Annotated in this window: 16 protein-coding genes and 1 tRNA gene; 8 read left to right on the top strand and 9 right to left on the bottom strand. The window is 58.0% G+C overall.

What is annotated here, in order from left to right; genetic code table 11:
* Window positions 1-34: 34 nt before the first annotated feature.
* Window positions 35-2,686: an alanine--tRNA ligase gene (gene alaS, locus N1037_11640; GenBank protein UWS77943.1), complete on the bottom strand. Its 2,652-nt coding sequence runs from the start codon at window positions 2,684-2,686 to the stop codon at window positions 35-37.
* A 160-nt stretch (window positions 2,687-2,846) separates the two neighbouring features.
* A complete protein-coding gene (gene recA, locus N1037_11635) occupies window positions 2,847-3,911 on the bottom strand; it encodes a recombinase RecA (GenBank protein UWS77942.1) in 1,065 nt (354 codons plus the stop codon).
* Window positions 3,912-4,103: 192 nt separating this feature from the next.
* Between recA and N1037_11630 the strand changes: the two genes are divergently transcribed.
* Window positions 4,104-4,697: a gamma-glutamyl kinase gene (locus N1037_11630; GenBank protein UWS77941.1), complete on the top strand. Its 594-nt coding sequence runs from the start codon at window positions 4,104-4,106 to the stop codon at window positions 4,695-4,697.
* A gap of 37 nt (window positions 4,698-4,734) precedes the next feature.
* Here N1037_11630 and N1037_11625 read toward each other — a convergent pair whose 3' ends face one another.
* The 3 genes from N1037_11625 to guaB form a co-directional block, all read right to left on the bottom strand.
* Entirely contained in the window at window positions 4,735-7,047 is a 2,313-nt protein-coding gene (locus tag N1037_11625) for an ATP-binding protein (protein ID UWS77940.1), read from the bottom strand.
* A gap of 100 nt (window positions 7,048-7,147) precedes the next feature.
* Window positions 7,148-8,317 carry an RsmB/NOP family class I SAM-dependent RNA methyltransferase gene (locus tag N1037_11620; GenBank protein ID UWS77939.1) on the bottom strand — a complete coding sequence of 390 codons (1,170 nt, stop codon included), beginning with the start codon at window positions 8,315-8,317 and terminating at the stop codon, window positions 7,148-7,150.
* A 50-nt stretch (window positions 8,318-8,367) separates the two neighbouring features.
* Window positions 8,368-9,816 carry an IMP dehydrogenase gene (gene guaB, locus N1037_11615; GenBank protein UWS77938.1) on the bottom strand — a complete coding sequence of 483 codons (1,449 nt, stop codon included), beginning with the start codon at window positions 9,814-9,816 and terminating at the stop codon, window positions 8,368-8,370.
* A gap of 210 nt (window positions 9,817-10,026) precedes the next feature.
* Here guaB and N1037_11610 point away from each other — a divergent pair, with 210 nt between their 5' ends.
* From N1037_11610 to N1037_11590, 5 genes are all read left to right on the top strand, one after another.
* Window positions 10,027-11,229 (top strand): CoA transferase, encoded by a 1,203-nt coding sequence (locus N1037_11610; protein UWS77937.1) that lies wholly within the window; start codon window positions 10,027-10,029, stop codon window positions 11,227-11,229.
* Window positions 11,230-11,413: 184 nt separating this feature from the next.
* Window positions 11,414-13,456: an ASKHA domain-containing protein gene (locus tag N1037_11605; GenBank protein ID UWS77936.1), complete on the top strand. Its 2,043-nt coding sequence runs from the start codon at window positions 11,414-11,416 to the stop codon at window positions 13,454-13,456.
* Between the two features lie 68 nt (window positions 13,457-13,524).
* Window positions 13,525-14,739, top strand: a complete 1,215-nt coding sequence (locus N1037_11600) for a DUF2235 domain-containing protein (GenBank protein UWS77935.1) — start codon at window positions 13,525-13,527, stop codon at window positions 14,737-14,739.
* Between the two features lie 44 nt (window positions 14,740-14,783).
* A tRNA-Gly gene (locus N1037_11595) sits at window positions 14,784-14,857 on the top strand.
* Between the two features lie 187 nt (window positions 14,858-15,044).
* Window positions 15,045-15,524 (top strand): acyl-CoA thioesterase, encoded by a 480-nt coding sequence (locus N1037_11590; GenBank protein UWS77934.1) that lies wholly within the window; start codon window positions 15,045-15,047, stop codon window positions 15,522-15,524.
* 35 nt (window positions 15,525-15,559) lie between these two features.
* Here N1037_11590 and pgl read toward each other — a convergent pair whose 3' ends face one another.
* Complete coding sequence (pgl, locus tag N1037_11585; GenBank protein UWS77933.1) at window positions 15,560-16,231, bottom strand: 6-phosphogluconolactonase; 672 nt, start codon at window positions 16,229-16,231, stop codon at window positions 15,560-15,562.
* Window positions 16,228-17,706: a glucose-6-phosphate dehydrogenase gene (zwf, locus tag N1037_11580; GenBank protein ID UWS77932.1), complete on the bottom strand. Its 1,479-nt coding sequence runs from the start codon at window positions 17,704-17,706 to the stop codon at window positions 16,228-16,230. The genes pgl and zwf overlap by 4 nt, the downstream gene beginning before the upstream one ends.
* 146 nt (window positions 17,707-17,852) lie before the next feature.
* Between zwf and N1037_11575 the strand changes: the two genes are divergently transcribed.
* Window positions 17,853-18,806 (top strand): radical SAM protein, encoded by a 954-nt coding sequence (locus N1037_11575; protein UWS77931.1) that lies wholly within the window; start codon window positions 17,853-17,855, stop codon window positions 18,804-18,806.
* A gap of 65 nt (window positions 18,807-18,871) precedes the next feature.
* On the opposite strand, the gene N1037_11570 is transcribed toward N1037_11575, so the two are convergent.
* Window positions 18,872-19,141 carry an usg protein gene (locus N1037_11570; protein ID UWS77930.1) on the bottom strand — a complete coding sequence of 90 codons (270 nt, stop codon included), beginning with the start codon at window positions 19,139-19,141 and terminating at the stop codon, window positions 18,872-18,874.
* Between the two features lie 228 nt (window positions 19,142-19,369).
* On the opposite strand from N1037_11570, the gene gyrA reads away from it, so the two are divergent.
* On the top strand, window positions 19,370-22,117 hold the full coding sequence (gene gyrA, locus N1037_11565; GenBank protein ID UWS77929.1) for a DNA gyrase subunit A: 2,748 nt from the start codon (window positions 19,370-19,372) through the stop codon (window positions 22,115-22,117).
* 28 nt (window positions 22,118-22,145) lie between these two features.
* On the opposite strand, the gene N1037_11560 is transcribed toward gyrA, so the two are convergent.
* Window positions 22,146-22,988 carry a hypothetical protein gene (locus tag N1037_11560; GenBank protein ID UWS77928.1) on the bottom strand — a complete coding sequence of 281 codons (843 nt, stop codon included), beginning with the start codon at window positions 22,986-22,988 and terminating at the stop codon, window positions 22,146-22,148.
* Between the last annotated feature and the right edge of the window lie 129 nt (window positions 22,989-23,117).

Below are 23,117 nucleotides of genomic sequence, written 5' to 3'. Positions count from 1 at the left end.
TGTGGTGTGCAGGCGCCTTGCCCGCAATGACGGATCAGCTTGCCAAAAAGGCCTCGGCTGCGGCAATTGCCTCATCTGCCCCGGCAAAATCCTTGCCACCGCCCTGGGCCATGTCCGCACGGCCACCGCCGCCTTTGCCGCCAACAGCTGGAACTGCAGCGCGCAAGACATCCACGGCCGAAACATCGCCGGTCAGATCGTCCGTAACCCCCGCAGCAACTGCTACCTTGCCGCCCTCTTCGGCGATCAGCAAGATCACACCCGAGCCAATGCTTTGCTTATGGGCGTCGATCAAGCCGCGCAGATCCTTGCCAGAGACCCCTTGCAGAGCCTGGGCCAGGAAAGTCTTGCCGCCAATATCTTTGGTTTCGGCACCGCCACCAGCACCACCGCCCATGGCGATTTGCTGTTTCAGATTAGAGATCTCATTTTGCAGCGATTTGCGTTCATCCATCATGGATTTCAAACGATCCATCACCTCAGCCGGTTGTGCCTTCAGCGTGCCGGCGATCTCAGCCATCTGGCCCGCCGTGCGCTGCAGATGGTCAAAAGCCGCAGCCCCGGTCAAGGCCTCGATACGGCGCACCCCAGCGGATGAGGCACTATCACCAAGGATAACAAAGGTGCCAATGTCGCCAGTCTGGCGCACATGGGTGCCGCCACAGAGCTCGATCGAATAGGTCTCACCGTCGTTGCCCTTGCCGGTATCCGCGCGCCCCATGGAAACAACCCGGACTTCATCGCCGTATTTTTCGCCAAACAAGGCCTGCGCCCCCAGGGCACGCGCGTCATCTGGTGTCATGATGCGGGTTTCAACAGGGGTGTTCTGACGAATATAGCTATTCACATCCGCTGCAACCTTGCTCAGCTCGGCCTCGCTCAGCGCCTTGCTGTGGCTAAAGTCAAACCGCAACCGATCATCCGCATTCAACGAGCCACGCTGCGCCACGTGATCGCCAAGCGCTTCGCGCAGGGCCTCGTGTAGCAGGTGGGTGGCCGAATGGTTGGCACGAATGGCAGCGCGCCGTGTGGGATCAACCCGCAACTGCGCCGGGGCGCCGACCGTGACCAGCCCCTCAACCACTTCGCCCATATGAATAAAGACACCGGCAGATTTCTTGGTATCCGAAACACGGATAACCCCGCCGTCGACGCGGATGTCACCGCTATCGCCAACCTGACCACCAGATTCAGCATAGAACGGCGTCTGGTTCAGAACCAACTGCACGCTGTCGCCCTGCCCGGCCTCGCTGACCTCGCTGCCATCCTTGACCAAGGCAACAACCTGTCCCTCGGCCTCCTCGGTGTCATAGCCAAGGAAATCCGTGTCGCCGTGTTTGTCGGCGATATCAAACCAGATGGTGCTGTCGGCACTGTCGCCGGAGCCAGACCAGGCCGCACGTGCCTTGGCTTTTTGCTCCGCCATGGCGCTGTCAAAGCCGTCGGTGTCGACCTCGCGGCCCTTTTCACGCAGGGCATCCTGGGTCAGATCCAGCGGGAAGCCATAGGTATCATAAAGTTTGAAGGCGGTGGCACCCGGCAGCGGCGCTTCGTCTTCCAGTTCGGCAACCTCATCATCCAGCAGCTTAAGGCCACGCTCCAGCGTTTGCTTAAAGCGGGTTTCTTCCTGCTGCAGCGTTTCTTCGATCATCGACTGAGCCTGGCCCAGTTCTGGGTAGGCGGCGCCCATCTGCTGCACCAGCGCTGGCACCAGCCGGTGCATTACCGGATCCTTGGCGCCCAGAAGATGCGCGTGACGCATGGCGCGGCGCATAATGCGGCGCAGCACAAAGCCACGGCCAACATTGGAGGGCATCACCCCATCGGCCATCAGGAAAGAGGTCGAGCGCAGGTGGTCGGCAATCACCCGGTGATGCACGTTCTGATCGCCGTAAGGGTCGGAATTGGTGACATCCGCCGAGGCCTCGATCAGGGATTTGAACAGGTCGGTATCGTAGTTGTCGTGACTGCCCTGCAGCAGCGCACCAATACGTTCCAGCCCCATGCCGGTGTCAATCGACTGCATGTCCAGCGGTGTCATCGAACCGTCTTCGAACTTTTCGTTCTGCATGAAAACCACGTTCCAGATCTCGATGAACCGGTCGCCATCTTCATCGGCGGAACCGGGAGGGCCACCCCAAATATGGTCGCCATGGTCATAAAAGATCTCGGTGCAGGGGCCGCAGGGACCGGTGGGCCCCATCTGCCAAAAGTTATCCGCAGTATCGATGCGGATAATGCGATCCTCTGGCACCCCCAGCTTTTTCCAGATCGCAAAGGCTTCGTCATCAGTGTGATAAACAGTCGTCAACAGACGGTTCTTGTCGATGCCAAATTCCTTGGTGATTAGCTCCCAGGCAAAGGGGATCGCCTCTTCCTTGAAATAGTCGCCAAAGGAGAAGTTCCCCAGCATTTCAAAAAAGGTGTGGTGACGCGCAGTGTATCCGACATTGTCGAGATCATTGTGCTTACCGCCGGCACGGACGCATTTCTGCGAGGTCGTTGCGCGTTGGTAATCGCGGGTCTCAACCCCGGTAAACAGGTTCTTGAACTGCACCATGCCTGAGTTCACAAACATCAGGGTTGGATCATTGCGCGGCACCAGTGGGCTGGAGGCGACGATCTCATGCCCCTGTTTGGCAAAGTAGTTCAGAAAGGTGGAGCGGATGTCGTTCAGCGTCGCCATGGATAGGGATCCCTTTGCGGGCAATGTTCAAGGTTGGAGAGAGGTTTATCCCCCCAAACTGTCCCTGTCCACAGCCCGCACCCCACCAAAGAACGTAAAAAAGGACGCAGCCGTAGCCACGTCCTTTTGAAAGATCATTTTGATCAAATTCTCAGGGGCCTTACCCTTCGAGAATATCATCCTCATCACCGCCATCGGGGCGGTCAAACTCCAACCCATGGGCGGCGCGGATCTTGTCCTCAATGTCATAGGCAATGGCCTGATGATCGCGCAGGAACTGTTTGGCGTTTTCGCGCCCCTGCCCGATCCGTTCATCCCCGTAGGAGAACCAGGACCCGGATTTGTTCACCACGCCTGCAGCGACCCCCAGATCCAGCAGCTCGCCCATTTTGGAGATGCCTTCGCCATACATGATGTCGAATTCAACCTGTTTGAAGGGCGGTGCCACCTTGTTCTTCACCACTTTGACGCGGGTGGCATTGCCGACAATTTCGTCCCGGTCCTTGACCGCGCCGATACGGCGGATGTCCAGACGCACAGAGGAATAGAATTTCAGGGCGTTGCCGCCAGTTGTTGTCTCGGGCGAGCCAAACATAACGCCGATTTTCATCCGGATCTGGTTGATGAAGATAACCATACATTTGGAGCGGCTGATCGAGCCGGTGAGCTTGCGCATGGCCTGACTCATCAGCCGAGCCTGAACACCCACACTGGAATCGCCCATATCGCCTTCGAGTTCTGATTTTGGCGTCAGCGCCGCCACCGAGTCGACAATGACCATATTGACCGCGCCAGAACGCACCAGGGTATCGGTGATTTCCAGGGCCTGTTCGCCGGTGTCCGGCTGCGAGATCAGCAGCTCATCAAGATCAACACCAAGCTTGGCCGCATATTGCGGATCCAGCGCATGTTCCGCATCAACAAAAGCGACAACGCCGCCTTTTCTCTGCTGCTCTGCCGCACAATGCAGGGTCAGCGTGGTCTTACCCGAACTTTCCGGCCCGTAGATTTCGATAATCCGCCCCATCGGCAGGCCACCTATGCCCAGAGCAATATCCAAGCCAAGAGAGCCGGTAGAGCTCGCCTCGATTTCCTGAATGGCACCGTCGCTCATCTTCATGATGGAGCCCTTGCCGAACTGCCGTTCGATCTGCGCAAGCGCGCTATCGAGCGCCTTTTGCTTGTCACCGCTTACTTTGTTTTTCATGGTCAACAGATCCGCCATAGTCCCTTGTTCCCTTCTATGTGTCATAGAGCTGCGCTTGCGGCAATCCCTGCTGTGTTCGCCTCTTGTTCCTTATGGGACCAAAAAGAGAACAAAGCAAATACAAACTTCACCTATTCAGGCCACGCGCCAGGTGTTAGACATATGGGAACGACCACTTTCCATCTTGTTTCGAAGGGTTTGACGCGGTTTATGTTGGTATTTTATGACGAAAAACTGGTACTCCTCTCGGTTCCAAAAACGGGAACATCGGCCTATCAAGAGGCGCTGCAGACGCGCGCAGACCTGGCAATTACCAACCCGCCTGAACTAAAACATGCGCCGCTGTATCGCTACAACCGCTGGATTCGCCCCATGTTTGAACGGGTTTGCGATGTGGAGCTGGAGGTGGCAGCCGTCATGCGCGAGCCAGTGAGCTGGCTTGGGAGCTGGTATCGGTTTCGCCAACGCCCCTTTATGGAGGGCAAGCCCAATGCAACCCATGGCATTAGTTTTGATCAATTTGTGCGCGGCTATTGCAAGGGCCAGCAACCGGGCTATGCCAATGTTGGCAGTCAGGCAAAGTTCCTGGAAACGCAAAAAAACGGCTGTCACGTCACCCATCTGTTTCGCTATGAGGACCAGTCAGCCATTCAATCCTTCCTGGAACAGCGGCTGGATGTGAAGATCACTTTGCAAAAACGCAATGTCAGCCCCGTCATGGATCTGACACTCAGCCCCGAGATCGAGGCGCTATACCGGCGCAAAAAGCCCGAGGAATTCGAGCTGTACGACAGTATTCAGTGAGAGGCGCAGCACCCGTGGGAAACCGCAGACTTAGAGCTTAATGAAGCTGAGCGTGCACGGTTTCCGTCAACTGATTGAGCGAGAAGGGTTTGGGCAGGAATACAGAATTCGGCACATCCGGTTCAGATTCGCCAAAGGCCCCTTCGGCATAACCAGACACAAAGACAACGCGGGTGTCGGGGCGCGTTTTCAGGGCCTCGCGCACCCAGGTGGGGCCATCCATGCCTGGCATAACCACATCGGTCACAAACACATCCACCGTCAGACCGGGGTCCTCCAGTGTGCGCAGCGCATCCTCTGCGGACTCCGCCTCAAGAACTGTGTACCCGCGCATGCGCAGCGCGCGCGAGGCAAAGGCCCGCACTGGCGCCTCATCCTCGACCAATAGCACCACGCCCTCGCCGTGTTGCGGCGCAGGGGCGTCCTTGGGCGCGGGGACTTCGGCAACCTCGACCTGATCGTCCTGGCCCTCTTGGTAGACTGGGAAGAAAAGGGTGAATTGTGTGCCTTTGTCGGGCACCGAGTCGACGAAGATAAAGCCGCCTGTCTGCTTGACGATCCCATAGGCCGTGGACAGGCCCAGGCCAGTGCCTTCGCCGGTGCGTTTGGTGGTATAAAAAGGCTCAAAAACCTTTTGCAATTGGTCTGGCGAAATCCCCACACCTTCGTCACTGACCTTTACCGTGATCCAGTTGCCCTCGGGCACCGCGGCGCGGTCTCGTTTCAGCGGGGTGTCCAAGGTAACGGCTTCGGTCCGCACCCGGATCTCACCGCCGTTGGGCATCGCGTCGCGGGCATTCACCACCAGGTTCATCAAAACCTGCTCCAACTGGCGTTTGTCAGCCCGGATCGGGCGCATGACCGGATCGTGGCTCAGGGTCAGGGTAACTTTCTCCCCCACCAGACGGTTGAGCAGATGGGTCAGATCGGACAGAGTATCGCGGACATCCAACACCTCGGGCAACAGGGTCTGCTTGCGCGAAAAGGCCAGAAGCTGGCTCACCAGCGAGGCGGCGCGATTGGCATTTTCATGGATCTGAATCAGATCGCCAAAGTCCTGATCACCCTGATCATGACGCAACAACAGCAGATCACAATGGCCTGAAATCGCTGTCAAAAGATTGTTGAAATCATGGGCCACGCCCCCGGCCAGCTGACCAATGGCCTGCATCTTCTGGCTCTGAACAAACTGCGCCTCCAGCGTCTTCAGCTCGGTCGCATCGTTCAACACTGCGATAATGATCGTGTTGCCCTCTTCCACCGAACGGGTCAGAGTAACCTGGACAAAGACCTCCTTGTCGGGCCGGGACAACCGCAGAAATTCGGATTTGTTGGAGGCCAGCCCATCCGCCGTGTCCCGCAGCCAATCCGACATCGGCCGCCCCAGGCCCTCCATCAGCTGCGCCAGTTTTAGGTTTTCCCGGCCTTTCACCCCCAGCATTCCCATCGCCATCTTGTTGAGCGACAGAATATCCCCCGAGGGCGCCAGTTTGATGATGGGAACAGGCATATGTTCAAAACTGGTTTTCGGACCCTGCAGTTCCGCTGTGTTGACCTCCATCAGGAACAGCTCACTGCGGCCCTGGGTTCGGTTCAATTCGGTCACCAACACGTCAAGCGGGCCGTTTTTGGTGGTGATGGTGTTCACCTCACCGCTGCTCACCGGCAGCGTCACAAACAAACGATCGGTGGATTTCACCCGCTCGCCGACCAATTTGCGCGCCGCCTCGTTCATGAACAAGACCGCACCAGTGCGCCCAACGGTAATCATCGGGATGGGCACGGATTCAGAGCCACGCCCGGACTGGCGCTCTGCGATATCTTCAACACGCCACAGGAAGCTACCGCCATGCATCTGGTGTACCGCCAAGCGCACATGCCCCCTGCGGGTCACGATATCTTCGCGTGCGGATCCTTCGAACCTGGCGCGGCTCTGCAACCGGAACAACACTGCCGAAGGGTTGGCCAATACCGAACGCAGAGCCCCGGCCAGGGTCTCGCGGTCATTGTCTTCAAACCGATTCTGTGCCGCCTGGTTACAAGCGTGAATGGTGCCGTCATCATCGGTCACAAAGCTGGGCGTGGCATCTTTCTCGATAAACCCGGTAAGCAGTTCAACCGCCATAGCCCGCGCATTGATCCGCAGCCGCGACTGAAACAGCAACAATAACGCAACCGCCAGCAGTGTCAGGCCAACCGTTAACAGCCCGCGCAAGACCCAATCTGGCAATGCAAAAAAGCTGGGCACCACCATCAGACCAATCGACAAAAGCAACGTCGCCCCAAGGCGAAGGTGTTCGGGATGATAGATCCGTAGCGCAGGCACGGAAGAATTTTGGCGACCGGACATTGCGGCTCCATCTTCGGGATTGGTAGCCGATATAACGCGGCTAAAGTCTTAAAGCCACGTTAAGGTAGATGTAGCTTTTCTGACGAATTACCTAACAACCCTAGCCGATAAGCGTCAACACAGTGACAAAAAACCCATCGGTTCCGGCCTGAACCTGCCAGTTACCCTGGTCACCGCGGGACCAGCCCTCATGTTTATCGAGAAAGCTTTGAATTTGTACGCTGTTTTCCTCGTCCAGCATGGAGCAGGTCGCATAGGCGAGATGGCCACCGGGGCGCACCAGCTTGCTGGCATCTTCCAGGATCTGCCGCTGAGACAGGCGGATCTCGTCGAGCATCTCCCGGGTAAGGCGCCATTTACCCTCTGGCGCCCGTCGCCAGGATCCAGACCCGGAACAGGGCACATCACACAGCACCAGATCAAAAAGCTCAGCCTTCTCCAGCTCGTCCTCGGACAGGCAGGTGATATCAGCGCCCGCTCGCTGCGCCCGCAGCGGCAGGTCGTTCATCCGGCTGGGATTGGCATCATGGGCAAACAGATCAATTTTTGCGCGCCCCGCCATGGCCAGGCTTTTGCCACCGCCCCCGGCACAGAAATCCAGCACCCGCATGCCGTCTTGCAGCGGTAGCGTGTCAACAACCGCCTGACTGGCGGCATCCTGCAACTCGACCAACCCGTCCGCAAAACAATCGCTGTTGCGGATCTTGCGGCCCCCCTGGGTGACCTCCAACGCCGTTTCGCTGGCGGCATGTGGCACACAGATAATGCCCTCTTCTGCCAGGGCCTCAATTGCGTCAGCGCGGTTGCTGCGCAGCAGGTTGACCCGCAAATGCACCGGCGCTCGCGATTGCAGCGCCTGGGCTGCGGCCTCTGCGGCATCGCCCAGACTGTCGCTGAACGATGGCCAGATCCAGTCAGGAATATCCAGTCGCTCGGCATCAGAGGCAAAGGCGGCAGGCGCGGTGCTCTCGGCCTCGGTCAGGGGCGCAGGCCCGTAGCCCTGGCCGCTGAACACGGTTGCGGGATCAATATCTGCGGCACGCAGGGAGCCCAGAACCAAACCGCGTCCGGTCTGCGCCCCGCCCTGCACCGCAAAAGACCGGCGACAGCGCAGGGCGGTAAACACGTGATCACGCACTGCAGCGCGATCCTTGGAGCCGGCATAGCGATTGCGCCGCCCCCAAGAGGTCAGCGCCTTTTCAGCCGCTTCCCCATCCAGGATCAGGTCAAGAATGTCGATGGCCGCCTGCTGGCGGGCAGCCGGGGTCACGCCCAGGCTCCAAGGCTACAAAGGGTCATCGTCATCTTTCCAATCTCTAATTAGCCGATACGGTAGTTCGGGCTTTCACGTGTGATTTGAACGTCGTGCACGTGGCTTTCTTTCAGGCCGGCACCGGTGATACGCACAAAGGAGCAGTCCTTGCGCATCGCTGCAACCGTGGCACTTCCGGTATAGCCCATGGCGGCACGCAAGCCCCCCACCAGCTGGTGGATCACTGCGTTGGCGCTGCCTTTATAGGGCACCTGCCCTTCGATGCCTTCGGGCACCAGTTTGTCGCTGGCGGCGTCTTTCTGGAAATAGCGATCGGCAGAGCCGCGCGCCATAGCGCCAAGCGAGCCCATACCCCGGTAGGATTTGAAGGAGCGGCCCTGATAGAGGATCACTTCTCCGGGGCTTTCATCGGTGCCGGCAATCATCGACCCCACCATGGCGCAGGAGGCGCCGGCGGCAATTGCTTTGGCAAAATCACCGGAGAATTTGATACCACCATCGGCAATGACGGGCGTGTCGCCCGCCGCGGCGGCGCAGTCCATGATGGCGGTCAGCTGTGGAACCCCCACCCCGGCAACCATCCGCGTGGTACAGATGGAGCCCGGCCCAATCCCCACTTTGATCGCGTCCGCGCCGGCATCAATCAACGCTGAGGTCGCGGCCCCAGTGGCCACATTGCCCGCGATAACCTGTACATTGGGGTATTGCGCCTTGATACGTTTGACGGCCTCAAGCACGCCAGCAGAGTGACCGTGAGCCGTGTCAACAACCACGATATCAACACCGGCATCAATCAGCAGCTCGGAGCGGGCAAAACCGCTATCGCCAACCGAGCTGGCAGCAGCCACCCGCAGGCGGCCCAGCTCATCCTTGCAGGCGGTTGGGTTCAACACGGCCTGTTCGGTATCTTTCAGGGTCAAAAGACCGGTCAGCTTCCCACTGCCATCGGTGACCAAAAGCTTTTCAATGCGACGGGCACGCATCATTGACTTGGCCTCGTCCAGATCGGCGGGCTCTTGCAGCATCGCCAGATTATCGGAGGTCATCATCACCGACACAGGTGTGTCGTCATCATTGGCAAAGCGCATATCGCGGTTGGTGACGATGCCCACCACCCGGCCTGCCTCATCCACCACCGGGAAACCGGTGACGCGATAGCGTTCCTGCAGCGCCTTGGCATCGGCCAGGGTCTGGCTGGCCAGCAACGTGATCGGGTTATAGACAATGCCGCTTTCAAAGCGCTTGACCCGCCGCACCTGACGCGACTGCTCTTCGGCATCCAGGTTTTTGTGAATGACACCCATACCGCCGGCCTGCGCCATGGCAATGGCCATGCGCGCCTCGGTCACCGTATCCATGGCCGAGCTCATCAGCGGAATATTGAGATCAATTTTCTGCGTCACGCGTGTGCGCGTATCAGCAGTGCTGGGCAGGACGTCAGACGCGCCTGGAACCAGTAGAACATCATCAAAGGTGAGTGCCTCACGAATCTGCATTTGCTACCCCTATGCAAAACCCCGTTTGACGGTGACCCTATTGCACAGATGTTGGGGATAGAAAAGAGCCCGTGCGAAGAAATCCTGCAGCGCAGCATTTCTTGCCCTAACCTACGGACTTCAACCAGGCCGACCTGATCTACGTCAAAGTTGTTTTACACAAAGCCTTTATGCCCTGTACTTAAGCGAACAGACCAAAAGGACCCTTCAATGACAACGCCAGATTTCCCAGTGTCCGGAGTAGCCCCCTCGCCAGAGACCGGGCCATTGACTGGAATTCTTATCGTCGATCTCACCCATGTGCTTGCCGGCCCCTATGCCTCGATGACCCTGGCGGATCTGGGCGCTCGGGTGATCAAGGTGGAACGCCCCGGCAGCGGCGATGACACCCGCTCGTTCCCGCCGTTCAAGGGCCAGGACAGCGCCTATTTTGCCACCATCAACCACGGCAAAGAAAGCATCGCACTGGACCTTAAGTCCCCTGAAGACTGCGTTGTTTTTAATAGACTTCTGGCACAAGCGGATGTGGTGCTGGAAAACTACCGCCCTGGCGTGATGGAGCGCCTTGGCTTTGGCTGGGAGGAACTTCACAAACGCTTTCCCAAGCTGATCTACGGAGCGGTTTCCGGCTTTGGCCATAGCGGCCCGGATTCGCAACGCCCCGCCTATGACATGGTGGTTCAGGCCCGCGGTGGGGTGATGTCGATCACCGGAGAACGCAACCGCGACCCCGTCCGGGTTGGCGCCTCCATTGGCGATATTGCTGCGGGCATGTTTCTGGCGCAGGGCGTTCTTGCCGCCCTGTTGGAGGTGCAAAAAACCGGGCTGGGGCAGAAGGTCGATATTGCCATGCTCGACAGTCAGCTGGCGCTGCTGGAACATGCCATTGCCATTACCTCGGTCACCGGCGAGGCACCGCGCCCCTCTGGCGCACGGCATCCGTCGATTACCCCGTTTGAGACCTTCCACGCCGAAGATGGGCTGTTTGTCATCGCGGCTGGCAATGACGCACTTTTTGCCACGCTTTGCACCGCGCTGGAGTTGCCATTGGCACAGGATCCGCGCTTTGCGACAAATCCAGCCAGATGCGAAAATGCCCGCCTTTTGAAACGCTTGATCGAAGCCGTTACCATTGATCGCCCTGCCGATTACTGGATTTCGCGCCTCACCGATGCTGGCATTCCAACCGGGCCAATCCAGGATGTTGCGCAGGTGCTGAAGGATCCGCAAATCCTGGCGCGCAATATGGTGGTTGACGTCCTGGACGAAGACGGCGCCCCGGCCTATGTGGCTGCGGGTAACCCTATCAAGATGTCAGGCTTGCAGGACCCCAAGACCCGCGCCCCGGCGCCGCGCCTGGATGGCAACCGCCAGGCTATTCTGGACTGGCTGGAGCAGGTTTCCGGGAGCTAAAGCGCAGCCAAGCCGCCAGGTTGCCAGCGCTGGAGGGCACTTTCGCTGGTCTGCAGGTTCCACACGGACGGCGCAGCGGCAGAAAATGACGCCACTGGACCAGATTGTGGCGGTCTGAGACTTTTGATTACCCCGCCAAGTCCCTATGGTCCGGTGGAAATACATGAATCCATGGGGTGCCTTTATGAGCAGCGATCCTCTCGTCATCTTTACGCCATCGGGCAAGCGCGGTCATTTCCCGGTTGGGACGCCCGTTTTGACGGCCGCACGGCAATTGGGCGTAGATCTCGATTCTGTCTGCGGCGGGCGTGGCATCTGCTCGAAATGCCAGATCACCCCTTCCTATGGCGAGTTCTCCAAACACGGGGTGACGGTGGCCGATGATGCCCTGACCGAGTGGAACAAGGTTGAACAGCGCTACAAGGATAAGCGCGGCTTGATTGATGGCCGCCGATTGGGCTGTCAGGCTCAGGTTCAGGGGGATGTGGTGATTGACGTCCCGCCCGAAAGCCAGGTGCACCGGCAGGTGGTGCGCAAACGCGCCGAAGCCCGCGATATCACCATGAACCCCTCGACCCGGCTGTTTTATGTCGAGGTGGAAGAACCCGACATGCACAAGCCTTCGGGCGATATGGAGCGGCTGATCGAAGCGCTCGACAGCCAATGGCAGCTCAAGAATGTCAAAACCGACCTGCACATCCTGCAAAGCCTGCAGCCTGCCCTGCGCAAAGGCAAATGGAAGGTGACCGTGGCGGTGCATCTGGGCGACGAGAGCAACCCACCCAAGATCATGCATATCTGGCCAGGCTATTACGAAGGCTCCCTCTACGGGCTGGCGGTTGATCTGGGCTCCACCACCATTGCTGCGCATCTGTGCGATCTGATCAGCGGCGAAGTCATCGCCTCTTCCGGTATTATGAACCCACAGATCCGCTTTGGTGAGGATCTGATGAGCCGGGTTTCCTATTCGATGATGAACGAGGGCGGCGATCAGGAGATGACCCGCGCAGTGCGTGAGGGCATGAATGCGCTGTTCACCCAGATCGCTGCCGAGGCCGAGATTGACAAGAATCTGATCGTGGATGCGGTTTTTGTCTGTAATCCGGTGATGCACCACCTGTTCCTGGGCATTGATCCCTTTGAACTGGGACAGGCGCCTTTTGCCCTGGCCACCTCGGATTCGCTCGCCCTGCGCGCCACTGAACTGGATCTCAACATCCACCCCGCGGCCCGTGTCTACCTGCTGCCCTGCATCGCCGGCCACGTGGGTGCAGATGCAGCCGCCGTTGCCCTGTCTGAAGCGCCGGACAAGTCCGAAGATCTGGTGCTGGTGGTTGATGTGGGCACCAATGCCGAAATCCTGCTGGGCGACAAGACTAAGGTCCTCGCTTGTTCCTCCCCCACCGGCCCCGCCTTTGAAGGCGCGCAGATCTCCAGCGGCCAGCGGGCCGCCCCTGGGGCCATTGAACGGCTGGAAATCAACCCAGAAACCAAAGAGCCACGCTTTCGCGTCATCGGGTCTGAGATCTGGTCCGATGAAGAGGGCTTTGATGCTGCCATTGCCACCACTGGCATCACCGGCATCTGTGGCTCTGGCATCATCGAGGCCATTGCTGAAATGCGCATGGCCGGTGTGCTCGACGCCTCCGGCCTGATCGGCTCGGCAGAACAGACCGGCACGCCCCGCTGTGTCCAGGATGGCCGCACCAATGCCTATCTGGTTTGGGATGGCAGCGCCGAAGGCGGACCCAAGATCACCATCACCAACCCCGACATTCGCGCCATTCAGATGGCCAAGGCGGCGCTCTACTCTGGGGCGCGTCTGTTGATGGACAAATTTGGCGTCGACACTGTTGACCGGGTGGTACTGGCTGGCGCCTTTGGGGCGCATATTTCCGCCAAACACGCCATGGTTCTGGGCATGATCCCCGATTGCCCCATCGACAAGGTCACCAGCGCCGGAAATGCCGCGGGCACCGGCGCCCGCATTGCCCTGCTCAACACCAAGGCCCGCAGCGAAATCGAACAAACCGTCCGCCGGATCGAAAAAATCGAAACCGCTGTCGAGCCGCGGTTCCAGGAACATTTTGTCAATGCCTCGGCAATCCCCAACTCCAAAGAGCCTTTCCCAATTCTGGAGTCGATTTTGACCCTGCCCGATGTCAACTTCAACACTGGCGGCGGCGACGGCCCCGCAGGCGGGCGGCGGCGGCGGCGGCGCGGCTAACACGTCAAGGTTGTTCAAAAGCCTGAAAGATGATAGCTTTCCGGGGATTTTTCTCGGAAAGTTTTTTCATGTCACGCAAATTGATTATCTGCCTGGATGGTACCGGAAACGAGGTCGAACAGAACGAAAGCAATATTCTGCGGCTCTACAAGTGCCTGAAACACAACGAAAATCAACTTGTCTATTATGAACCGGGCGTTGGCACGCTTTCGACCCGCCCCTTTGCCGAAAGCCTGTTTGCCAAAACCAAACTGGTGGCAGGCCTGGCCTTTGGCTGGGGGCTGCATGCCAATGTGCTGCATGCCTATTCCTTCCTGTGCGAAAACTACCGCGAAGGCGACAGGCTCTACTTTTTTGGCTATTCACGCGGGGCCTATACCGCGCGCGTTCTTGCTGGTTTTATCAACGATTTCGGCCTCGTCGCCCCGCATGAGCTGCACCTGATCGGTCCGGTATTCAAAGCCTGGCGAAAACTGCGCCAGGATGGGCCCAATGAACAGTTCGCTCCGTTGCGGATATCTGAGCAGTTTTTCCACCTGCGCCGGGTTCCCATCCGGTTTCTGGGGCTTTGGGATACGGTCAGTTCAATGATCCGCATTCGGCTGCAAAAAGACACGTTTATCGAATTCGGCACCCACTCCAGCGTCGACGAAAACCCATCAGTCAAAGCCGTGCGCCATGTGCTTTCAATTGATGAGACCCGCTGCTTTTTCCGCCAACAGATGTGGCAAGAAGGGCAAGAGTATCACGGCACCCGGTTTCTCAGCAAAAAGAACCCGGACCCTCAGGATGTAAAACAGGTCTGGTTTCCCGGCACCCATACCGATGTCGCAGGCAGTGTGCCAGAAGCAGAGGCCGGGCTGGCCAAACAAACCATGCAATGGATGCGACAGGAGCTTGACGCGCTCAGCGTCGACAGTCTCGAGTTTCGTGAGCAGTACTATGACCGCTATGTGCTTGGCAAAAAGGACAAAGTGACTGAGCGCATGAACCTAAAAGTCTCACACCCCAGCGCCAACGCCCCATTGCACAGTCAGATGAAACTACGCAAACTCTGGCCAATTCTGGAACTTTTCCCCCGCCTGGTGCGCCGCAGCAATTGGCCCGCTCAAAAGGGTCTTCTTGGCTATTACCTGCCACTGGCCCAGTATCGCCATATCCCCGACGACGCCCATATTCACCCCTCCGCCTTCATGCGCCGCGCCGATCCTGCTTTGCGCTACAACCCAAAAAACCTCCGCAGCTTCACCCCACCAAAAGAGGACCCCGAAAACCCGGTTTGAGCATATTGACCTCACCCTTGGCATTGGGTAGCAAGGCCCCAAGGGCGGGTATGGTGAAAAGGTATCACGGCAGCTTCCCAAGCTTTAGTTACGAGTTCGATTCTCGTTACCCGCTCCATAAATTATCCAATGCTTGGCTTTCACCTGACCGCCGCACCTTTACGCGCCGGTGTTGCTGGCTCCCCGTTAGCTGTTCTGCCCCTCCTCCGACACCGCTGAAAACGGGCCATTTCAAGACGCCGGCGACGCGGCGGCACGAAACAGGTCTCTTGCCTTTTGTGCCTTGGGCGGTTTAGCGCAGGGGTATGGATTTACGATTTCTCACACCGCTCAGCGCGGATGAACAACGCGCGCAGGGGCTGGACCAGCCTAAGCCAATGGCCCTGGCCGATCGGGTTCGATTTTCCGAGCTCGATATACTGCGTCACGTCAACAACAAGGCCTACTTGGGCTGGTTTGAAACCGCCCGTGTCACCTACTTCGACAAGTTCTGCGCCAAGCATTTTGAAGGCGGGCCAGCGCCGCGCACCGTCTTGCGCAATGCCAATGTGCACTACATGCGGGAAATGGTGCTGGATGAGCCCTATATTACCACCGCACGCTGCGTCTCGTTTCGCAACAGCTCATATGTCATGGAACAACAGATCTGGTCCGATGGGCTGCGGGCAAGCCTTGAGGCGGTCATGGTGCTGCGCAGCCCCGATGGCAGCGCCGGGTACCCGCTCCCCGACAGCTTGAAGCAGCAGTTTGTCAGCCTGGATGGAGCAGCCCCTGCAGGGAGATAGTCTGCAGAGGCATGGTCTAGAAGGGGCGGCTATTTCTACGGCGCCCAGTGCACCCTCATTTCGGTCAAGACCGCTTGAATTGGGGCCTGTTCAGGCGGCAGCGAAAGCGCCTTCTCCAGCGCCCGTCTCTTGGCCTCCCCGTAGATTACCAGATGTTTGGACAGCGCTCCGTTCAACACTGGGGCTGACAGGCTGACGCGGGGTTCTGGCTGGCTGTCAGGGCGCAGCACGCACAGGATTGGCGCATCAGCGGCCAAGGCCTGTTCCAACCCTTCTACGCCGGGAAACAGCGAGGCGGAATGCATGTCCTCTCCCATCCCCAGCAACACAACCGAAAGCGGCAGGTTGGGGGCAATCTGGGCTTCAACCTCCGCCAGAACCTCTTCGGGCTCTCTGGCGGGGACATGAAAGGGCAGGAAATGCGCCGCCGAAGCCCGGTCCGTCAGCAAACGTTCGCGGATCAGACGGGCATTGGAGCGGTCACTTTCCAGTGCCACCCAGCGTTCATCCGTGGCCATGACATTGACCCGCTTCCAGTCCAGATCGGCGGCGCAAAGATCGTCAAAAATCGGCGCCGGTGAGGTTCCGCCCGCCACAGCAAGCGCAGCGATATCGTGATGCAGAAGATGCATTTTCAGATCTCCGGCGATCGCGTTGGCCACATCAATTGCCAACATGTCACGGTCTGGATATTCGCTAATATTCATGGGTTTATCCCTCTCCACTCACGTTGATCGCGACGCAATAACAGATCCGCATCTCCAGGTCCTGCACTGCCACTTTCATAAGGTTTGGGAACATCCCCCCGCGCCTGCCAACCGGCAATAATCGGATCAGTCCAGCCCCAGGCAGCTTCGACCTCATCGCCGCGCATAAACAGCGTCTGGTTGCCGCGCACCACATCCATAATCAGCCGCTCATAGGCATCCGCAGGCTCGCTCCCCTCCGGCCCCAAGGCCTCAGCAAAGCTCATATCCAGCGGTACATCCATCAGGCGCATCCCCCCCGGTCCCGGCTCTTTGATGGTGACGCTCAGGGTGATGCCCTCATTGGGTTGCAGGCGGATTTTCAGATGGTTGGCATGGCGCCCGGCCTCTTCGCCAAAAATGGAATGCGGCGCATCCTTGAACATCACATTGATCACCGAGGAACGCGCCTTGAGCCGCTTTCCCGTGCGCAGGTAGAACGGCGTCCCGGCCCAACGCCAATTGCTGATATGGGTCTTGAGCGCGATATAGCTTTCGGTGCTACTGCGTTGATTGCCAACGGTTTCACGGTAATTCAAATCGCGCCCAACCGCCCCCGGAGCGGGCGCATATTGTCCACGCACGATGTGATAGGGCTCCACCGGATCCAGGGCACGGATCACTTTGAGCTTTTCGTCGCGGACGGCGTCGGGATCAAACTTTGCCGGCGGCTCCATGGCGATCAGGCACAGAAGCTGCATCAGATGATTCTGCGTCATGTCCCGCATCGCGCCGGCACGTTCATAGTAATCTTCGCGCCCCAACACCCCGACGGTTTCCGCCACGGTGATCTGAATGTGATCAACATACTGGCTGTTCCAAAGCGGCTCGAACAACATATTGCCAAACCGCACCGCCATCAGGTTTTGCACCGTTTCCTTGCCCAGATAGTGATCGATCCGGTAAATCTGCCCCTCGTCAAAATGGCTGGCCAGGGTCCGGTTCAGATCCCGCGCCGAGGCCAGATCGTGGCCAAAGGGCTTTTCCACCACAATACGGGTCGCGGCACTGGTCAAACCATAGCTGTGCAGACGCTCTGCCAGGGGTTCAAACAGCGCCGGGCCAACCGAGAAATAGAACACCTGCACCCGCTCGTCCCCGCCGCGCCCAGACAGGCGCTCACAGAGCGCAGGCCAGCCGGTCTCTGCGCTCCCATCCAGCGGCACATAGGTCACCAGCTGTAAAAACGCTGCAAGAACATTGGCGTCACAGAGCGCATCATTGGTGTTCTTCTTCAGGTCCGCCGCCAGCTTGTCGCGATACTCGGCAATCGAATACTCTGATCGTGCGGCGCCAATAATCCGGGTACCATCAGGGATTTGCCCGGCGCAGAACCTGCGAAACAGGGCCGGCAAAATCTTGCGTCGGGCCAAATCGCCTGTTGCTCCAAACACCACCAGGTCAAAAGGGTCGACCGGAATGACACGAGATACCATCTTGTTTTCCAACTTCCTGCAGCGACACTGTGCCGGTTCCGGGGGCGCACCATCACTTCCCTGTCATAAAGACCTGTGGCGGCTTTTCATTTTCCACCATTATAAGCTAGCTTCCAGCGAAAGAAACTGTCCGAGGGTGCTTAAGTGTGAAAGATCTAACCAGCCCAACCGCCAATATCGGGAAATTCAAAGACAGTCAGGTGACAGCGGATGGGTCCGAACGCGCCTCCGTCGCGCTGAGCAATCCTGAAACCCTGTGGTTCAACACCGGTACCCTGTGCAATATCGAGTGTGAGAACTGCTATATCCTCAGCTCACCCACCAATGATGCCCTGGTCTATCTCAGCGAAGCCGAGGTGGGGCAGTATCTCGATCAAATAGCTGAGCGCGCCTGGCCGATCCGCGAGATCGGGTTTACCGGCGGTGAGCCATTTATGAACCCGCAGATGATCGCCATGACCAAAACCGCCCTGGCGCGGGGGTTTGAGGTTTTGATCCTGACCAATGCTATGCTGCCGATGATGCGCAAATCGATGCGTGCCGGGCTGCAGGAGCTGGAAGCCGCCTACCCCGGCAAGATGACACTGCGGGTGTCGCTGGATCATTTCTCTGCCCAGCATCACGATGAAGAGCGCGGGTCCGGCAGTTTTGCCAAGACCATCAAAGGCATGTGCTGGTTGCGGGATATGGGCATCAAAATGGCCGTGGCAGGTCGCAGCCTGTGGGGCGAAAGCGAGGCGGATAGCCGTGCCGGTTTTGCAGCGCTCTATCAGACACACGGATTTGACATTGACGCTCAGAACCCGGGCGCCACGGTGCTGTTTCCCGAAATGGACGAAAACGTCGAGGTGCCGGAAATCACCACAGCCTGCTGGGGCATTCTGGATAAATCCCCCAATGACGTGATGTGTGCTTCCTCCCGCATGGTGGTCAAACGCAAAGGCGCCGAGACCCCAGTGGTGCTCGCCTGTACCCTGCTGCCCTATGCGCCAGAGTTCGAACTGGGCGCGACGCTGGCCGAAGCCGAGGCGCCGGTACGGTTGAACCACGCCCATTGCGCCAAGTTTTGCGTACTGGGCGGCGCCAGCTGTTCCGCCTGACAGGTGCCTGAGCAACGACAGGCCAGTGGCCCGCCTAGGTAGCAGCACCAGCGGACCGCCCTCTGCTAGTGCAGGTTCAAGATACCTTTGACATTGCGCCACTCACCCGGGCTGATCATCTTGCGATGACTGAACCGCACCGAATGCAACGGCCCGTCCAGCTCGCGCTGCCAAAATTCGATAAATTTGAACAGGCGCTCATGGTCCGGCGCTAAGTCGTAGTCCTGCCAGACATAGGTGTTCAGAACATGGGCGTGATCGGGCATGTGGTAGGTGAACTCGGCAGTGGTCAACCCATAGCCCTTGAGCATCATTTCGGTACTGTTCATCTCCATCTGCGGCCTCCTTTTGAAAGCCCCCCAAGATATAGACTAGCCCGAAACAGGTTAACCACGTGCAAATCCTGATTTCATCCGCACAAACTCCCTCAAAAACCCCGCAAAACCAGTACAAAGCCAGTACAATGCCAGTGCAGAACCGGCAGTTAGCTTGCGCCCTATGTGCGCTCTCTGATAGGGTGCACCAACAAGATATAGACCCATAGAAAAGAACGGGCAGCAAACGTGACAGATACGCCGGAAACTCCTGAAAACGCAGAAGAAAACCTTCCTCAGCGCGCCACTTATGATGGTCCCTCGGTCTCCATCGAAGCGGAGATGAAGACCTCCTATCTCGACTACGCCATGTCCGTCATCGTCAGCCGGGCCATTCCCGACCTGCGCGATGGGTTGAAACCGGTGCATCGCCGTATTCTTTATGCCATGCATGAGACCGGCAATACCCATGACAAGAGCTATCGCAAATCTGCCCGTCCTGTGGGCGATGTCATGGGTAAATACCACCCGCACGGTGACAGCGCGATCTATGATGCCTTGGTTCGGATGGCGCAGGATTTCTCCATGTCGCTGCCGCTTTTGGATGGTCAGGGCAACTTTGGCTCGATGGATGGCGATAACGCGGCGGCTATGCGCTATACCGAAGTGCGTATGGATAAGCCTGCGGCCTTTATGCTGTCGGATATCGAAAAAGAGACGGTCGATTTCCAGGATAACTACGACGGCAAAGACAAAGAACCCACCGTTCTGCCTGCACGTTTTCCAAACATGCTGGTCAATGGGGCCGGCGGTATTGCCGTGGGTATGGCCACCAATATCCCGCCCCATAACCTGGGCGAAGTGATTGATGCCACCCTGGCGTTGATCGACAATCCGGATCTCACCAGCGAACAGCTGATTGACTATGTCCCCGGCCCCGATTTCCCCACGGGTGCGATCATGCTGGGGCGGTCAGGCGCGCGCAAAGCCTACCTGGAGGGGCGCGGCAGCGTTATCATCCGCTCCAAAACCCGCGTCGAAGAGATCCGCAAGGACCGCTACGCCATCGTGATTGATGAGGTGCCATACCAGGTCAACAAGGCGGCGATGATTGAAAAAATTGCCGAACAGGTGCGCGACAAGAAAATCGAAGGCGTCGCCCACGTACAGGATGAATCCGACCGTAACGGCGTGCGCGTGGTGGTCGAGCTGAAACGCGATGCGACGCCCGAGGTGGTGCTGAACCAGCTGTTCCGTTTCACCCCGATGCAGACCTATTTTGGCTGCAACATGCTGGCTCTGAATGGTGGTCGCCCCGAACAGCTGACTCTGCGCCGGTTCCTCACCTCTTTCATTGATTTCCGCGAAGATGTGGTGGCGCGCCGCACCGCCTACCTGCTGCGCAAGGCCCGCGAGCGCAGCCATGTGCTGTGTGGTCTGGCCGTGGCCGTCACCAATATCGACGAGATCGTCGCCACCATCCGCCAATCCGCTGATGCTGCCGAAGCCCGTCTAAAGCTGATGACACGGCGCTGGCCCGCCCAGCCAATCCTGCAATATATCGCGCTAATTGATGATCCGACCCATACCGCCAACGAAGATGGTACTTACAACCTGTCAGAAACCCAGGCCCGCGCCATTTTGGAACTGCGCCTGCAACGTCTGACCCAGATCGGCGTCAAAGAAGTCACCGATGAGCTGGAAGACCTGGCAAGCAAGATCAAGGAATACCTTGAAATTCTGTCCTCGCGGGAACGGATCATGGGGATCATCTGCGATGAGCTGCATGAAGTACGCGAACAGTTTGCCGTGCCACGTCGCACCGAGATCGTCGATTGGTCCGGTGATATGGACGACGAAGACCTGATCGAGCGCGAAGACATGGTGGTCACCATCACCTCTGGCGGCTACATCAAGCGTACGCCATTGGGGGATTTCCGCGCCCAAAAGCGTGGCGGCAAGGGCATTTCGGGGATGCAGACCAAAGAAGAGGATGTTGTTACCAACCTCTTTGTCGCCAATACCCATACCCAGCTGTTGTTCTTCACCACCGATGGCATGGTTTACAAGCTCAAAACCTGGCGCTTGCCACAGGGCGGACGCACCTCCAAAGGCAAGGCCATCGTCAATATCCTGCCGATCCCGGTTGGGGTGTCGATTGCAGCAATCATGCCGGTAGATCGCCCCGATGAGGAATGGGCAGATCTGCAGATCATCTTTGCCACCTCAGCCGGAACTGTGCGCCGCAACCGGCTGTCGGACTTCACAAATGTGAAAGCCAACGGCAAGATTGCGATGAAGTTCGAGGATGAGCATGCCGACACCAAGCTGATCAACGCCCGCATCTGCTCAGAAGAGGACGATGTGATGCTGGTCACCAGCACTGGGCGGGCGATCCGTTTCCCCACCACAGACGTGCGGGTCTTTAACAGCCGTAATTCTGTAGGGGTGCGTGGTATCAAACTCGGCGATGGGGCTGAAGTTGTATCTATGTCGGTGATCCGCCACTTTGACGCCGAACCCTGGGAACGCAGCGCCTTTATCAAGCGCTTCCGGTCTGAGCTTGGCGCGGATATTTCCGAGGACGACGTCACACCTGAGGTCGCGGAAGAGGTCGAGGACGGCGTTCTGTCTGAGGAGCGCTATCAGCAAATGCTGGCGACCAATGATCTGCTTGTCACCATCAACAAACCCGGGGCAGGCAATCTGACCTCGGCCCATGACTACCGGGTGAGCGGCCGTGGCGGCCAGGGCGTTGGCGCCATGAAGGGCGGCGAGATTGTCGCCACCTTCCCGGTTGAGCTGGGCGACCAGATCATGCTGGCCACCTCCAAGGGCCAGTCGATTCGGGTGCCGGTTGATGGCATCTCTTTCCGCTCCCGGTCTGCTGGCGGCGTGCGGGTCTTTAACACCGGCAAAGGCGAAGAGGTGGTTTCGGTCGCCTGGATCGCCGAAAATGGCGAAGACGACGAAGCAGCCGTGGCGACCGAAGAATAATCGTCAATTAACAAACCATTGGCCGGTGTTATTCAACCGCCGGCCAATGCGCCTGAGGATCATAAGACAGATCCACCTCAACCGGCTGAAAGGCCAGCTCTTCCGGGCTTAACCCGTTGATATAATCACAATTTTGATCCGCCTGCGCCACTTTCAACTGTGGCGCAAAGGATGCAAGATCCTCCTCTGCGCAATATCCCCGGCCACTGTTTGCCGCACAGAACTGCTCCAACAAAAGATAGGCGCGCAGGAATGGGCAGTTCACCAAGCCACTGCGGTCAAATGAGCGAGCGTAGTCTTTCCACGGTAGGATATCGGGATGGTCCTCCTGGGTCAGCACGTCTTCCAGCATCCGCAACTGATGAGCCTTTTTGCCAAGGTAGCCATAGAGTGCCCTACCCCTTAAACCGGAATAGACAACAGCATTTTGGTAGTACGGATCGCTCGCAAACAGGCTTTCTGGCTGGAAAAAGTCAAACTGAAATCGGCCCAAGGTATTCCAATTATCTTCCGAGAAAGGGGCCGCGATAACCTGGCGCAGCGCAAAGTCCTTTTCGATTCGCTTTCTGAATTCAGACATTTCGGCCTCCGTCATCTCAGAAGACCCATTTTGTCCTTGCAGGCGGATCCAGTCTTGTATCACTCCCATCAAATCGAAGTTGAACGGATCATGCCGCAATCCCTCCTTCACTTCATCAATCTTCAATACCGTGATTTCTTCCTCTAGAGACCGCCCTCCCAACCGGGTTCTAAAGGCCATGTCAAAGTTCTGAACAACCCGAGGTCTCCACCAGGCCTGCTCCAGAATGGTTTTGCGCGCAAACGAGATTTCCTCTTCTGTGCGGTTATCTCTCTCAAAATGAGTGTACATCCTGCGGGAAAATTCCCCCTAAAGGAGAGCAAAATTGTGGCCTCTGGAGGTGAAAACCCGGGTTTTAACGAAAGCGAAGGCTTTTTCGGCTAGCAAGGAGATCAAAAGCCCACAAAACTCGCCAGGATC

Source organism: Phaeobacter sp. G2, assembly GCA_025163595.1.
Lineage (GTDB): Bacteria > Pseudomonadota > Alphaproteobacteria > Rhodobacterales > Rhodobacteraceae > Pseudophaeobacter.
The sequence above is the reverse complement of the archived record's forward strand: the minus strand, read 5'-3'. Positions and strand labels throughout refer to the sequence as shown.

What these genes read in the sequence shown, in the direction of transcription:
- alaS (UWS77943.1), bottom strand. Translation starts at nt 2,686, where the DNA reads ATGGCGACGCTGAACGACATCCGCTCCACCTTTCTGAACTACTTTGCC.
- pgl (UWS77933.1), bottom strand. Translation starts at nt 16,231, where the DNA reads ATGAATATTAGCGAATATCCAGACCGTGACATGTTGGCAATTGATGTG.
- N1037_11605 (UWS77936.1), top strand. Translation starts at nt 11,414, where the DNA reads ATGAGCAGCGATCCTCTCGTCATCTTTACGCCATCGGGCAAGCGCGGT.
- N1037_11600 (UWS77935.1), top strand. Translation starts at nt 13,525, where the DNA reads ATGTCACGCAAATTGATTATCTGCCTGGATGGTACCGGAAACGAGGTC.
- N1037_11630 (UWS77941.1), top strand. Translation starts at nt 4,104, where the DNA reads ATGTTGGTATTTTATGACGAAAAACTGGTACTCCTCTCGGTTCCAAAA.
- N1037_11625 (UWS77940.1), bottom strand. Translation starts at nt 7,047, where the DNA reads ATGTCCGGTCGCCAAAATTCTTCCGTGCCTGCGCTACGGATCTATCAT.
- N1037_11610 (UWS77937.1), top strand. Translation starts at nt 10,027, where the DNA reads ATGACAACGCCAGATTTCCCAGTGTCCGGAGTAGCCCCCTCGCCAGAG.
- N1037_11570 (UWS77930.1), bottom strand. Translation starts at nt 19,141, where the DNA reads ATGGAGATGAACAGTACCGAAATGATGCTCAAGGGCTATGGGTTGACC.
- guaB (UWS77938.1), bottom strand. Translation starts at nt 9,816, where the DNA reads ATGCAGATTCGTGAGGCACTCACCTTTGATGATGTTCTACTGGTTCCA.
- N1037_11590 (UWS77934.1), top strand. Translation starts at nt 15,045, where the DNA reads ATGGATTTACGATTTCTCACACCGCTCAGCGCGGATGAACAACGCGCG.
- N1037_11560 (UWS77928.1), bottom strand. Translation starts at nt 22,988, where the DNA reads ATGTACACTCATTTTGAGAGAGATAACCGCACAGAAGAGGAAATCTCG.
- zwf (UWS77932.1), bottom strand. Translation starts at nt 17,706, where the DNA reads ATGGTATCTCGTGTCATTCCGGTCGACCCTTTTGACCTGGTGGTGTTT.
- recA (UWS77942.1), bottom strand. Translation starts at nt 3,911, where the DNA reads ATGGCGGATCTGTTGACCATGAAAAACAAAGTAAGCGGTGACAAGCAA.